This is a genomic window from Streptomyces sp. NPDC001750 (genome assembly GCF_042892615.1).
Taxonomy (GTDB): Bacteria; Actinomycetota; Actinomycetes; order Streptomycetales; family Streptomycetaceae; genus Streptomyces.
Genome location: NZ_JBIAUE010000001.1, coordinates 197,820 through 211,137, shown reverse-complemented (window position 1 = coordinate 211,137; position 13,318 = coordinate 197,820). Strand labels below are relative to the sequence as shown.

Annotated in this window: 8 protein-coding genes; 7 read left to right on the top strand and 1 reads right to left on the bottom strand. The window is 72.3% G+C overall.

From position 1 onward, the window contains the following. Nucleotides 1-23: 23 nt before the first annotated feature. Nucleotides 24-1,616, bottom strand: coding sequence for an acyl-CoA carboxylase subunit beta (locus ACFYY6_RS00900; RefSeq protein WP_389191119.1), 1,593 nt, complete (start codon nt 1,614-1,616; stop codon nt 24-26). Between the two features lie 172 nt (nt 1,617-1,788). On the opposite strand from ACFYY6_RS00900, the gene ACFYY6_RS00895 reads away from it, so the two are divergent. The 7 genes from ACFYY6_RS00895 to ACFYY6_RS00865 all read left to right on the top strand — a co-directional run bounded on the left by ACFYY6_RS00895 (nt 1,789) and on the right by ACFYY6_RS00865 (nt 13,095). Further along, entirely contained in the window at nt 1,789-2,655 is an 867-nt protein-coding gene (locus ACFYY6_RS00895; protein ID WP_351628136.1) for a biotin--[acetyl-CoA-carboxylase] ligase, read from the top strand. 324 nt (nt 2,656-2,979) lie between these two features. Beyond that, on the top strand, nt 2,980-4,152 hold the full coding sequence (locus ACFYY6_RS00890; protein ID WP_351525266.1) for an adenylate/guanylate cyclase domain-containing protein: 1,173 nt from the start codon (nt 2,980-2,982) through the stop codon (nt 4,150-4,152). A gap of 248 nt (nt 4,153-4,400) precedes the next feature. After that, complete coding sequence (locus tag ACFYY6_RS00885) at nt 4,401-5,222, top strand: enoyl-CoA hydratase-related protein (protein ID WP_351628139.1); 822 nt, start codon at nt 4,401-4,403, stop codon at nt 5,220-5,222. Nucleotides 5,223-5,469: 247 nt separating this feature from the next. Then, nucleotides 5,470-6,633, top strand: coding sequence for a diguanylate cyclase domain-containing protein (locus ACFYY6_RS00880; protein ID WP_388648419.1), 1,164 nt, complete (start codon nt 5,470-5,472; stop codon nt 6,631-6,633). Between the two features lie 257 nt (nt 6,634-6,890). After that, nucleotides 6,891-8,441 carry a histidine ammonia-lyase gene (gene hutH / locus ACFYY6_RS00875; RefSeq protein ID WP_351628145.1) on the top strand — a complete coding sequence of 517 codons (1,551 nt, stop codon included), beginning with the start codon at nt 6,891-6,893 and terminating at the stop codon, nt 8,439-8,441. A gap of 1,223 nt (nt 8,442-9,664) precedes the next feature. Continuing rightward, complete coding sequence (locus ACFYY6_RS00870) at nt 9,665-10,900, top strand: Ig-like domain-containing protein (RefSeq protein ID WP_389191116.1); 1,236 nt, start codon at nt 9,665-9,667, stop codon at nt 10,898-10,900. Nucleotides 10,901-11,562: 662 nt separating this feature from the next. Further along, on the top strand, nt 11,563-13,095 hold the full coding sequence (locus tag ACFYY6_RS00865) for a hypothetical protein (RefSeq protein ID WP_389191455.1): 1,533 nt from the start codon (nt 11,563-11,565) through the stop codon (nt 13,093-13,095). Nucleotides 13,096-13,318 lie beyond the last annotated feature (223 nt).

Genomic DNA, 13,318 nt, shown 5'->3' with positions numbered 1-13,318 from the left:
AGGGGGAGTTGTGTGGAGCGGCACTAGAGAGGGATGTTGCCGTGCTTCTTCGGGGGCAGGGACTCGCGCTTCGTGCGCAGCTGGCGCAGCGCCTTCACGATGTGGGCGCGGGTGTCGGACGGCATGATCACCGCGTCGACGTAGCCGCGCTCGGCCGCCACGTACGGGTTGAGCAGCGTGTCCTCGTAGTCGGTGATGAGCTTGGCGCGGATCGCCTCCGCCTCCTGGGGATCCGTGGCCGCGGCGATCGTCCGGCGGTGCAGGATGTTCACCGCGCCCTGTGCGCCCATGACGGCGATCTGGGCGGTCGGCCAGGCCAGGTTGATGTCGGCGCCCAGGTGCTTGGAACCCATCACGTCGTACGCGCCGCCGAACGCCTTGCGGGTGATCACCGTGATCAGCGGGACGGTCGCCTCCGCGTAGGCGTAGATCAGCTTGGCGCCCCGGCGGATGATACCGCCGTACTCCTGGTCGACGCCGGGCAGGAAGCCGGGTACGTCGACGAAGGTCAGCACGGGCACGTTGAACGCGTCGCAGGTGCGGACGAACCGGGCCGCCTTCTCGCTCGCGTTGATGTCGAGGCAGCCCGCGAACTGCATCGGCTGGTTGGCGACGATGCCGACCGGAGCGCCCTCGACCCGTCCGAAGCCGGTAATGATGTTCGGCGCGAACAGAGCCTGGGTCTCCAGGAATTCGCCGTCGTCCAGCACGTGCTCGATGGCGGTGTGCATGTCGTACGGCTGGTTCGCGGAGTCCGGGATGAGCGTGTCGAGTTCGAGGTCCTCGCCACTGGTGGTGAGGTCCGCCTCCTCCGGGAAGACCGGCGGCTCGGAGAGGTTGTTCGAAGGGAGGTACGACAGCAGCGACTTGACGTACTCGATGGCGTCCTTCTCGTCGCCCGCCATGTGGTGCGCCACGCCGGAGACGGTGTTGTGCGTGCGGGCGCCGCCGAGCTGCTCGAAGCCGACGTCCTCGCCGGTGACGGTCTTGATGACGTCGGGGCCGGTGATGAACATGTGCGAGGTCTGGTCGACCATGACGGTGAAGTCGGTGATCGCGGGGGAGTAGACCGCCCCGCCCGCGCACGGTCCGACGATCAGCGAGATCTGCGGGACGACGCCCGAGGCGTGCACGTTGCGGCGGAAGATCTCCGCGAACAGACCGAGCGCGACGACCCCCTCCTGGATGCGCGCGCCGCCTCCGTCGTTGATGCCGATGACCGGGCAGCCGGTCTTCAGCGCGAGGTCCATCACCTTGACGATCTTCTCACCGTAGACCTCGCCGAGCGAGCCGCCGAAGATCGTGAAGTCCTGGGAGTACACGCACACGGGGCGGCCGTCGACCGTGCCGTAGCCGGTGACGACGCCGTCCCCGTACGGACGGTTCTTCTCGATGCCGAAGTTCGTCGACCGGTGCCGGGCGAACTCGTCGAGCTCCACGAAGGAACCCTCGTCGAGCAGCAGGCCGATCCGCTCCCGCGCGGTCAACTTGCCCTTCGCGTGCTGCTTCTCGACCGCCCGTGCGGAGCCCGCGTTCGTCGCCTCGTCGATGCGGCGCTGCAGATCCGCGATCTTGCCCGCGGTGGTGTGGATGTCGATCTCTTCCGGCTCGGACATCGGGTGGCGGCTCCCTGCCTGGTCACGGGGACGACTGTGGTGCTGATCATGATCAGGTGCTGGACACCGGCTGATCAGGTTCTGTCAGGTTCTCGAACACCTACTGATCCGTAGCGTATCGGCGCGGATACGGTTCAGCAGTGCGTCGTTTACCACACCTAGTCTGGCTTGCATGACACCTTCGGATGCGCCTCACAGCCGCTGGTCGGACCTGGAACGACCGCCCCTGAACGTCCCCGCGCTGCGGCGCGGGCTGCTGCGGCCGGGCGGCCTGTGGACCTCGCTCGACGTCGTGGAGACCACCGGGTCCACCAACTCCGATCTGGCCGCTCGGGCGGCGTCCGGGCTCGCCGAGGGCACGGTGCTGGTCGCCGAGGAGCAGACGGCGGGCCGCGGCCGGCTCGACCGCACCTGGACGGCCCCGGCCCGTTCGGGGCTGTTCTTCTCCGTCTTCCTCGAGCCCGGCGACATCCCGGTCGCGCGGTGGGGCTGGCTGCCGCTGCTCACCGGCGTCGCCGTGGCCACCGGGCTGGCCCGCGCGGCGGGCGTCGACACCGCCCTGAAGTGGCCCAACGACCTGCTCGTCACGGTGGCGGGCGAGGAACGCAAGGCGGGCGGCATCCTCGCCGAGCGGGCCGGGGACGGTGTCGTCGTCGGCACCGGCCTCAACGTCACCCTGCGCGCCGCCGAACTGCCCGCCCCCACCGCCGGATCCCTCGCCCTGGCCGGGGCCGTCTCCACCGACCGGGAGACCCTGCTGCGGGCCGTACTGCGCTCGCTGGAGCACTGGTACGGCCGCTGGCGGGAGGCCGACGGCGACGCGGCGGCCAGCGGGCTCCAGGAGGCGTACGCGGCGGGCTGCGCGACGCTCGGCCGGCCGGTACGCGCCGAGCTGCCCGGCGACCGCACGCTCACCGGCGAGGCCGTGGCGATCGACGGCGACGGCCGGCTGGTCCTGTCCACGGACGAGGGCCTGCGCGAACCCCTGTCCGCGGGCGACATCGTGCACCTGCGGGGAGCCGGGGGCGAGCTGACCTGACGCGCCCCGGGAGGTCCCACCGGGCCCACCCGCGCGCCGGGCCCCGGGACGTCCCGCTCGGCTGCCCTGGCATGTCCTGGACCGGTCCGCCCGGCGACCGGGACGTTCCGCCCGGCCGCCGCCCACTCGCGCGCGCCCCCAGGACGTCCCGTCCGGTCGTGGGGAGAGCTGCCGGCCGGTCGCCGCGGGGACGTCCCGCCTGGTCACCCCGCGACGTCGGAGTACGGCTCACGGACGTGAGCCACGGCACACCTGCCGTAAAGTTGAGGCGATCCACCGACAGATCGGCAGGGAAGTGCGCAGGGAACGGGCAGGAGGCGGCTGGTGACCGTCGACGACACGACCTCCGGCGCGGGCGAGGAGCCCCCGTCGGAACCCTCGGTCCACCCGACGCCGCATCACGAAGTCGACCATACGGCGGAACCGACCGACGACCCCCTCGCGATCCGGCTGGAACAGCTCATCCTGGGCGCCGACCGCCGTTATACGCCGTTCCAGGCGGCCCGGACCGCCGGTGTCTCGATGGACCTGGCCTCCCGGTTCTGGCGGGCCATGGGCTTCGCGGACATCGGTCAGGCCAGGGCGCTCACCGAGGCCGACGTGCTGGCGCTGCGCCGCCTCGCCGGTCTCGTCGAGGCCGGGCTGCTCAGCGAGCCGATGGCGATCCAGGTCGCCCGGTCCACCGGGCAGACCACCGCCCGGTTGGCGGAATGGCAGATCGATTCGTTCCTGGAAGGGCTGACCGAGCCGCCCGAGCCCGGTATGACCCGTACCGAGGTCACGTACCCGCTGGTCGAACTGCTCCTCCCGGAACTGCAGGAGTTCCTGGTGTACGTGTGGCGGCGCCAGCTCGCCGCCGCCACCGGCCGGGTCGTGCAGGCGGCCGACGACGAGGAGATGGTCGACCGGCGCCTGGCCGTGGGCTTCGCCGACCTGGTCGGCTTCACCCGGCTGACCAGGCGGCTGGAGGAGGAGGAACTCGGCGAACTGGTCGAGGCGTTCGAGACCACCGCCGCCGACCTGGTCGCCGCCCATGGCGGCCGGCTCATCAAGACCCTCGGCGACGAGGTCCTCTACTGCGCCGACGACGCCGGGACCGCCGCCGAGATCGCGCTGCGCCTGATCGAGGCGATGAACCAGGACGAGACGATGCCCGCGCTGCGCGTCGGCATCGCCTTCGGCACCGTCACCACCCGTATGGGCGATGTCTTCGGTACGACGGTGAACCTCGCCAGCCGGCTGACCTCCATAGCGCCGAAGGACGCCGTGCTGGTGGACGGCGCGTTCGCGGAGGAGCTGACCCGCACCGGCGACGCCCCGGCCTCCGAGGCGCAGGCCGCCGAACAGGCGGCGGCGGCCGAGAAGGAGCGCCAGGAGGGCCTGGAGCCGACGGCCCTGCCCACGTACCGCTACGGACTGCAGCCCATGTGGCAGCGGCCGGTGCGCGGCCTCGGAGTCGTCGAGCCCTGGTTGCTGGCCCGCCGCGGCAGGTCCTGACGCCGTCCGCAGCCCCTGCCGAACGTCCTGGAAGCCGGCCCCGCCGGCTGCGGCTGCTCGTGGCTCCTCGTGGTGGCAGGCCCGCGGCGCGTCCTGACACCGAGCGCACTCACTGCTCGCGGCACGGCCCCGCGGGGCCCTCGGGCGGGGGCCGGTGCCCCGGCGCCTCCGTGCGGCCTCGGCCGCCGCTGTCGGAGCCGCCCCATAGGATCCCTCCGGTAACGCTCGTTAACCGGAGGGGTGAAGTCATGACCGTCGCGTCCGTCACGTCCGAGCAACGGTTCGGGGAGTTCGTCGTCGTACGGGTCCACGAGGGGCAGGAGCACGTCGCCGAGCTGGTCCTCGACCGGCCCGGGGCCATGAACGCGGTGTCCACGGACATGGCCCGCTCGATCGCCGCCGCCTGCGCCGCGCTCGCCGCAGACCCCGCAGTCCGGGTCACCGTCCTCACCTCCAGCCACGAGCGGGCCTTCTGCGTGGGCGCCGACCTGAAGGAGCGGAACTCCTTCACCGACGCCGAACTGCTGCGCCAGCGCCCCGTCGCGCGCGCCGCCTACACCGGGGTGCTCGAACTGCCGATGCCGACGATCGCGGCGGTGCACGGCTTCGCGCTCGGCGGCGGGTTCGAGCTGGCCCTGTCCTGCGACCTGATCGTCGCCGACCGCACGGCCGTGGTCGGCCTGCCCGAGGTGTCGGTCGGCGTCATCCCGGGCGGTGGCGGCACGCAGCTGCTGCCGCGGCGGATCGGCGCGGCGCGTGCGGCCGAGCTGGTCTTCACGGCCCGGCGGGTGGAGGCGGCCGAGGCGCACGAGACCGGTCTGGTCGACGAACTGGTCGAGGCGGGCCGGGACCGCGAGGCGGCGCTCGCGCTCGCCGGGCGGATCGCCGCCAACTCCCCGGTGGGGCTGCGGGCCGCGAAGCGGGCGCTGCGGCTCGGGCACGGCCTCGATCTGCGGGCCGGCCTGGAGGTCGAGGACGCCGCGTGGCGGTCTGTGGCCTTCTCGGGCGACCGGGCCGAGGGCGTGGCCGCGTTCAACGAGAAGCGGAAGCCGAACTGGCCCGGCGAGTGATGCGCGCGCGGTGAGGCGGGCGATGCCGGGCGACGTGACGGGGGCGACGCCGACGGGACGCGAGCGACGGCGATGTTGACGCGAGTGGCGCCGGGCGACGCGGACCGGGCGGCGCTCCGAGCGGACCGGTCGAGCGGTGCCGCGCGGCGCCGAGCGAAGTTACGTTGAGTGTTCAAAGAGACACGCAGTGAATATTTTCCGCGCCTCAAGCAGATCAAATCACCACAAAACTACATAAGCTGTGGTGATGGGTGGTGAAGATGCACGGCTGCGGGCCGTGGTTGCGCTTGCGCAGGCGATGGCGGCGGCGCACACCCCTCGGGGGTCGTGGCGAGCGGCCGCGCTGGGGGCGTGCGAGGCGCTGGGCGGCACGTTCGCCGCGCTCTCCGTGTGGGAGCGCGGGGGCGGTCGGCTGCGTGTGCTGGTGAACGCGGGTGAACGGGGCGAGGGGGAGGAGGAGTTCCCCGAGGACGAGACCTATCCGGTGCACCGGTTCCCGGAGATCACCGAGTTCCTGCACGAGCGGTGGGCCGCCGGTGGCGAGCCCGACGCCTGGGTGGAGAGCGCCGACGGGCCGGTGGACGGTGCGTCGGGCGGGGGAGCGCCCGGGCGCGGGCGCGGCTACTGCCACCAGCGGGTGGTCGCCCTGCGCCGCCGCGGGCGCGGGTCCTGCGTGGTCGCGCCGATCGTCCTGCACGGGCGGGCCTGGGGCGAACTGTACGTGGCGCGCCCGGTGGGGGAGCCGGTGTTCGGGCGGGCGGACGCGGACTTCGCCACCGTGCTGGCCGCCGTCGTCGCCGCCGGGATCTCCCAGGCCGAACGGCTCGAAGAGGTCCGCAGGCTCGCGTTCACCGATCCGCTGACCGGGCTGGCCAACCGGCGCGCGGTCGACGTGCGGCTCGACGAGGCGGTGGAGCGGCATCGCGTGGACGGTGTGGTGGTCAGCCTGGTCGTCTGCGACGTCAACGGCCTGAAGCGGGTCAACGACACGCACGGCCATGCGGTCGGCGATCGCCTGCTGGAACGTTTCGGTTCGGTGCTGTCCCGTTGCGGTGCCATGCTTCCCGGCGCGCTCGCGGCACGGCTCGGCGGCGATGAGTTCTGCCTGCTCGCGGTGGGCCCCGAGACGGACGAGGTGGTCCGGGTGGCCGCCGAACTCTGCGAGCGCGCGGCCGGGTTGGAGCTGGGGGACGGGGTGGCGTGCGGGATCGCCTCGACCGGCGACCCGATCGGCCCGGTGATCTCGGCGCGGCGCCTCTTCCGGCTCGCGGACGCGGCGCAGTACCGGGCGAAGGCGGCCCGATCCACGGGGCCGGTGGTGGCGGGGCGCGACGGCGAGGTGCTGCGGCTGGCCGACGCACCGCCCCGGTCCCCGCACGAGCGACGCCATCTGCGCGGCAGCAACCGCTGAGCGGGCGTGCCCGCGGCCCGGCGGCGGACGTGCGACCGGCGGCGGACGTGCGACCGGCCCGGCGTCCGCACGGGCGGTGGTCCGTCGATCTGTCGGCGGGACGTCGGCCGCGCGCGCGGAGTGCGGGCCGCGCGAACAGGGCACGGGCGGTGCGAGCGGGGTGCGGGTGGAGTGGCGGGCCGGGTGACCTGATCGGTAAGGAGTCAACCGCACGACCACTGGTGACATGGCGGGATTCAGTCCGTACGCTGCTGAATATGGATATGCACACAGTCGTGGTGGGGACGTCCGGAACCACGGCCCAGGACGTCATCGCCGTGGCCCGCGACAACGCTCGCGTCGAGCTCTCCGAGGCCGCCGTGAAGGCGCTCGCCGCCGCTCGCGAGGTCGTGGACGCGCTCGCCGCCAAGCCCGAGCCGGTCTACGGCGTCTCCACCGGATTCGGGGCGCTCGCCACCCGGCACATCGGCCACGAACTCCGCACACAGCTCCAGCGCAACATCGTCCGTTCGCACGCCGCCGGCATGGGCCCGCGGGTCGAGCGCGAGGTGGTCCGCGCCCTGATGTTCCTGCGGCTCAAGACGGTCGCCTCGGGGCGCACCGGCGTACGCCCCGAGGTCGCGCAGACCATGGCCGACGTCCTCAACGCGGGCATCACTCCGGTCGTCCACGAGTACGGTTCGCTCGGCTGCTCCGGCGACCTGGCCCCGCTCTCCCACTGTGCCCTGACCCTCATGGGCGAGGGGGACGCGGAGGGCCCCGACGGCGTCGTGCGCCCCGCGGGCGAACTGCTCGCCGCCCACGGCATCACCCCGGTGGAGCTGCACGAGAAGGAGGGCCTCGCCCTTCTCAACGGCACCGACGGCATGCTCGGCATGCTCGTCATGGCCCTCGCCGACCTGCGCAATCTCTACACCTCCGCCGACATCACCGCCGCTCTCTCCCTGGAGGCGCTGCTCGGCACGGACAAGGTGCTCGCCCCCGAGCTGCACGCCATACGCCCCCACCCGGGCCAGGGCGCCAGCGCCGACAACATGCTGCGGGTCCTCGCCGGATCCGGCCTGACCGGCCATCACCAGGACGACGCCCCACGAGTGCAGGACGCCTACTCGGTGCGCTGCGCGCCCCAGGTCAATGGCGCCGGGCGCGACACCCTCGCCCACGCCGCGACGGTCGCGGACCGCGAACTGGCCGCCGCCGTCGACAACCCCGTCGTCCTGCCCGATGGACGGGTGGAGTCGAACGGGAACTTCCACGGCGCGCCCGTCGCGTACGTACTCGACTTCCTGGCGATCGTCGCCGCCGACCTCGGTTCGATCTCCGAGCGCCGTACCGACCGGCTGCTGGACAAGAACCGGTCGCACGGGCTGCCGCCGTTCCTCGCCGACGACGCGGGCGTGGACTCGGGCCTGATGATCGCCCAGTACACCCAGGCCGCCCTGGTCAGCGAGATGAAGCGGCTCGCCGTGCCCGCGTCGGCCGACTCGATCCCGTCCTCCGCGATGCAGGAGGACCACGTCTCCATGGGCTGGTCGGCGGCGCGCAAGCTCCGTACCGCCGTCGACAACCTCGCCCGGATCATCGCCGTCGAGCTGTATGCGGCGACGCGTGCCATCGAACTGCGGGCCGCCGAGGGGCTCACCCCCGCCCCCGCCTCACGGGCCGCCGTCGAGGCCCTGCGCGCGGCGGGCGTCGAGGGGCCAGGGCCGGACCGCTTCCTGTCGCCGGACCTGGCTGCGGCGGACGCGTTCGTCCGCAGGGGAGCGCTGGTCGCGGCGGTCGAGCCGGTCACCGGGCCGCTGGCCTGAGCGGACCTCGCGGGCGATCCCGGTCGGCGGCGCGGCCGTTCGGGGTCGGAGAGGGCTCTGCGCGACTTCGGGACGGGGCCGAGCGGGCCCGGTCGGCAACAGGGCGACTGTGTGTCGGCGCGGCGGATCGAGTAGGTGACGAAGGCCGCGCCGACACCCAGGAACGCGGCGCCGCCGAACAGGTACGGGGTGGTGTCGACCCCGCTCCCGGTGGCGGCGAGCTCCAGGCCGGACGACGACGCGCTCACGGCGGTGGCCGCCCCGTCGCCGTGGGCGTCCGGGGCGTCCGAGGTGCCCGGGGCGTCGGAGGTGCGGGGGGAGCCCGACGCACCAGGGGAGTTCGACGTCACCGGGGTGAGGGAAACGGCAGAGGCGTCGGACGCGGCCGAGACGACCGTCGGGTCCGTGCCCCGGCCCGTCGGATCCGTGCTCCGGTGCGCCGAGCCGGCGCTCCGGCCTGTCGGGCCCGTCACACTCGTCGTGGTTCCGCCCGTCCCGTCGGTCCGTTCGTCCGTCGCGTTGGCGGACGGGACGAACCACAGAGCGGCCAGCAACGTGCCCGCGGCAGTGGCGGTCAGAAGCGGGCGGCGAGCGACGGCCACGGATGAACCCCCTTGTCACAGCCGTGAGTCAGGCATGCGCACCGATGCTAGTGAAACCAGCGGGTCATGGGAAAGTCGCATGTTCGTGGACCCCGCGCCCCGCGCACGAGCCGTTCGCTCCGGAGGGATCACGGCGCATCGGGCTCCGGGCGGCATGGTGTCGGAAATCACGGCCCCCGCCGCCCTCGAAAGCCGCCGCGAAGGGGTTGTGGCGGGGGAGTTGTCGGCGGCGTCCCGCACAATGGGGGAAACCTCGACGGACACGACGACGCGAGCCGTGCCGCGGACCGGGGCCGACTCCCGGACGGCTCGGCTCCCGTGAACGGGACGCGGATCGGCATGGGACGGGGACACGGATCGGGACCGGGGCACAAGTCCGGGACCGGAACCGACCGGATCGGACCGTACCGGAGCGTGCTGTGTATCGGGCCCGCAACAATGGCAGGCGCCGGGGAACCGCCGCCGCCCGGGGCGCGTCGATCAGTGTTGTTCCCCACATCTTCAGGGGATGTGGAACGAAGGGCCCATTCCGTGGGTTCTAGGTGTGTTGACGGGTCTCGCCGGTCACCGGCGGCTCCGCTCGGGGTTTTTGGGGAATCGGCAACGATGGAGATGCGTGTGATGACGGACAGCAAGCGGCGCAGGGCCCTCTCGGTCGCGTCCGCACTGCTCGGTGGCGTACTGGCGCTCACGGCCTGCGACAGCGGCAACGCGGACGGTGGCGCCGAGGGCTCGAAGAAGTCGCAGGCGGCCGAGGTCGACAAGGCGGCCGCCAAGGACGCGTCGGAGGCGCAGATATCCATCGCGCCGAAGAACGGTGCGACCAACGCGAGCATCAACAACGCCGCCAGGGTCACCGTCGCCAAGGGCACGCTGACGCAGGTCGCCATGACCACGCAGGACGGTGCGGAGGTCAAGGGCACGCTCGCCGCCGACGGCAAGAGCTGGCAGCCGGACGCTCAGCTGGAGCGCTCGACCACGTACAAGATCAGCGCGACGGCCAAGGACTCCAAGGGCCGCGAGGCGCACGAGAACACCTCCTTCACCACCGTGTCGCCCGACAACAGCTTCATCGGCAACTTCACCCCCGAGGACGGCTCCACCGTCGGCGTCGGCATGCCGGTGTCGATCAACTTCAACAAGCCGATCACGGACCGGAAGGCCGTTCAGGCCGGTATCACCGTGACGTCCAGCAGCGGCCAGGAGGTCGCCGGCCACTGGTTCAACAACCAGCGCCTCGACCTGCGCCCCGAGAACTACTGGCAGGGCGGCTCCACCGTCACGCTGAAGCTGGACCTGGACGGTGTCGAGGGCGCGGACGGCGTCTACGGCGTGCAGCAGAAGACGGTCACCTTCAAGGTCGGCCGCAACCAGGTCTCGACGGTCGACGTCGCCGCGCGCACCATGACCGTCGCCCAGGACGGCAAGACGATCAAGACCATCCCGATATCCGCCGGTTCCTCCGCCAACCCCACGTACAACGGGCAGATGGTGATCTCCGAGAAGTACAAGGAGACCCGGATGAACGGTGACACCGTCGGCTTCGGTGGCGAGTACGACATCAAGGACGTCCCGCACGCCATGCGGCTGTCCACCTCCGGCACCTTCATCCACGGCAACTACTGGGGCGCGCGGTCGATCTTCGGCAGCGCCAACACCAGCCACGGCTGTGTCGGTCTCGCCGACGTGAAGGGCGCGGGCGACGCGAACCAGCCCGCTGCCTGGTTCTACAACAACTCGCTCATCGGCGACCTCGTCATCGTCAAGAACTCCCCGGACAAGACCATCACCCCCGACAACGGTCTCAACGGCTGGAACATGAACTGGGCGGAGTGGAAGGCGGGCTCCGCGGTCTGACGGCCACGCGGCTCCCTCCGCTCCTTTCCGCGGCGCCGGACGCGCCTCCGCAGCACCGGAGACGTTTCCGTCGCACCGGACGCAGCCGGACCCCGCGTCCGTACGGAACCCCTCTTCCGCACGCACGAAGGCGGCGGCACCCGGATCCTCCCGATCCGCGGTGCCGCCGCCTTCTGCGCGGCGCGGCGAACCGGCGCCGGCCTGAGCGCGCCGACGTGTGCCGGTCCGGCGGGGCCGGGACCGAAGTCGAACCGTCGACCGCGCAACGCGGTCCGTCGGCGCCAGGGCGTGTTTCGAAAATCCCGTCCGGCCCGCGGGCGAACGACGCTACTTTCGAAACACGCCCTACGCAGTGCTGCGACCGAAAGGTTCACCGGCTCGCGGCGTCCGGCACGGCACCTCGCCGCGTTGTCGCATCACCCGAGTACGTCCCGTGCGAGGGCGATCCTCCGGCTTGCGACGCACCGCACCGGACGCCGCGAGCTTCCCGGCAAACCTTTCCGGCCACAGCACCGGCGTGCTCATCGCCGCTCCTGCTCGACTACTGAACGGAACCATCCGTGCGACCCTCTGCGCAGCCCGTCGTCGAGACGGCCGGATCGTCCGCCCGGCGTGTGCGTCCAGGAGAGACCGAGCGGGGCCACTTCCTGCGGCGGTGCCGCGTGCCGCTCCTGGCCACCGCCCTGTCCGTGCCTCTGTACGCGTTCTGGGCGGCCTTCCTCGCCACCGGCGGCGGAGACCTCGCGGCCCAGGTGTTCTGGTCCGGTTTCGTGGCACGGCACCCGGGCGCTCCGTACAGCCTCTCCTGGTACGGCGGCATCCATGTCGGCAACTACAGCGTCATCGCACCGCAGTTGATGGCCCTGGTCGGGGTGCGGACCGTCACCGCGCTCTCGGGGGTGGCCGCCTCCTGGCTGGCGGCGGCCCTGTTCGTGCGCAGCGGGATGAGGAATCCCTTGTGGCCCGCCCTGGTGGCGACGCTGACGCTCTGGTGCAACGTGGCCTCCGGGCGGTCCACGTTCGCCCTGGGGGTGGCGCTCGCCCTGGTCTCGTGCCTGGTGCTGACGGGTGGTGCGTGCCGACCGGTCGTGGCCGCCGTCTTCAGCGCCCTGGCGACGATGGCGAGTCCGGTCGCCGGACTCTTCCTGCTGGTCGTGGGCGCGGGCCGGCTGCTGAACCGGGAGTGGCGGAAGGCGGCCGTGCTGTGTGCCCCGGCCGTGGCCGTGGTCGGACTGACCACGCTGCTGTTTCCCTTCAGCGGCGAGATGCCCATGGCCACCAGCGATGTCTGGAAGCCGGTCCTCTTCGGCGTCCTGCTCGTCGTGCTGGCGCCGCGGGAGTGGCGGGTGCTGCGGTTCGGCGCCGGGGTCTACGCGGTGGGGGTCGTGCTGACCGCTCTCGTTCCTTCGCCGGTGGGCTCGAACGTCATCCGGCTGGCCGAGCTGTTCGGGGCCCCGGTCCTGCTCGCCGCGCTCCTGGCCCACGGGGTGCGGCTCTGGCGGAAGGTCGCCCTCGGCGCCGCCCTGGCGCTGTCCCTGCAATGGGTCACCCAGCACGCCGTCCACGTACTGGAGATGTCGACGCCGGTCCCGGCGTGGGCCACCGGGACGAAGGGAGTGGTGGCCGCCCTCGATCGCCTCGGCGCCGACCGCACCCGCGTCGAGGCCGTACCGGCCATCGATCACCGGGAGACCACCGTCCTCGGCCCGCACGTCAACCTGGCCCGCGGCTGGAACCGTCAGCTCGACGTGGAGCGCGGAGCACTCTTCTACGACGGATCCTTCTCCGCCGGGAGCTATCGCTCCTGGCTCGACCACTGGGCGGTGGGGTACGTCGTCCTGCCGGAAGGCACCCCGGACTGGGCGGCGAAGGAGGAGGCCGCACTCGTGCGCGGCGAACCGGACTGGCTGCGGCTGGTCTGGCGCGACCCGCACTGGCGCGTCTACCGGGTCGAGCGGGCGACACCCATGGTCTCGGGCGTCGGCGCGTCCGTCGTCGGCGGCGACGGCGCCGGGCTCGTCGTACGGGCTCGCGAGCGCGGGTCGGTGACCGTCCGCGTCGCCTACTCGCCCTGGCTGCGGGCGGACGGCGGATGTCTGGAGCGCGCGGGTGAGTGGACCCGGCTGAGGGTGCCGGGGGCCGGCGACTACCGGATCGGTTCCTCGTACCTGCCCTCCCGGCAGGGGAAGTGCTGAACGCCACCCCGCCCTGCTGAGCGCCGCCGCACCATCCCGAATGGGTGCCGCCGCACCGTCCTGATGGGTGTCGCGGCCCCGATGGCTCATGCGCGACGCCGACCCGGTTCGTACCGGACGTCGTCGTGCGCGCGTCGGACATCGCGCGCGGACGGCCCGTACGGCCACGTCATGGTGTAGCCGGCTGCACCATGACTCCGGGTGGGCGGTCCCTCGTGGCGGA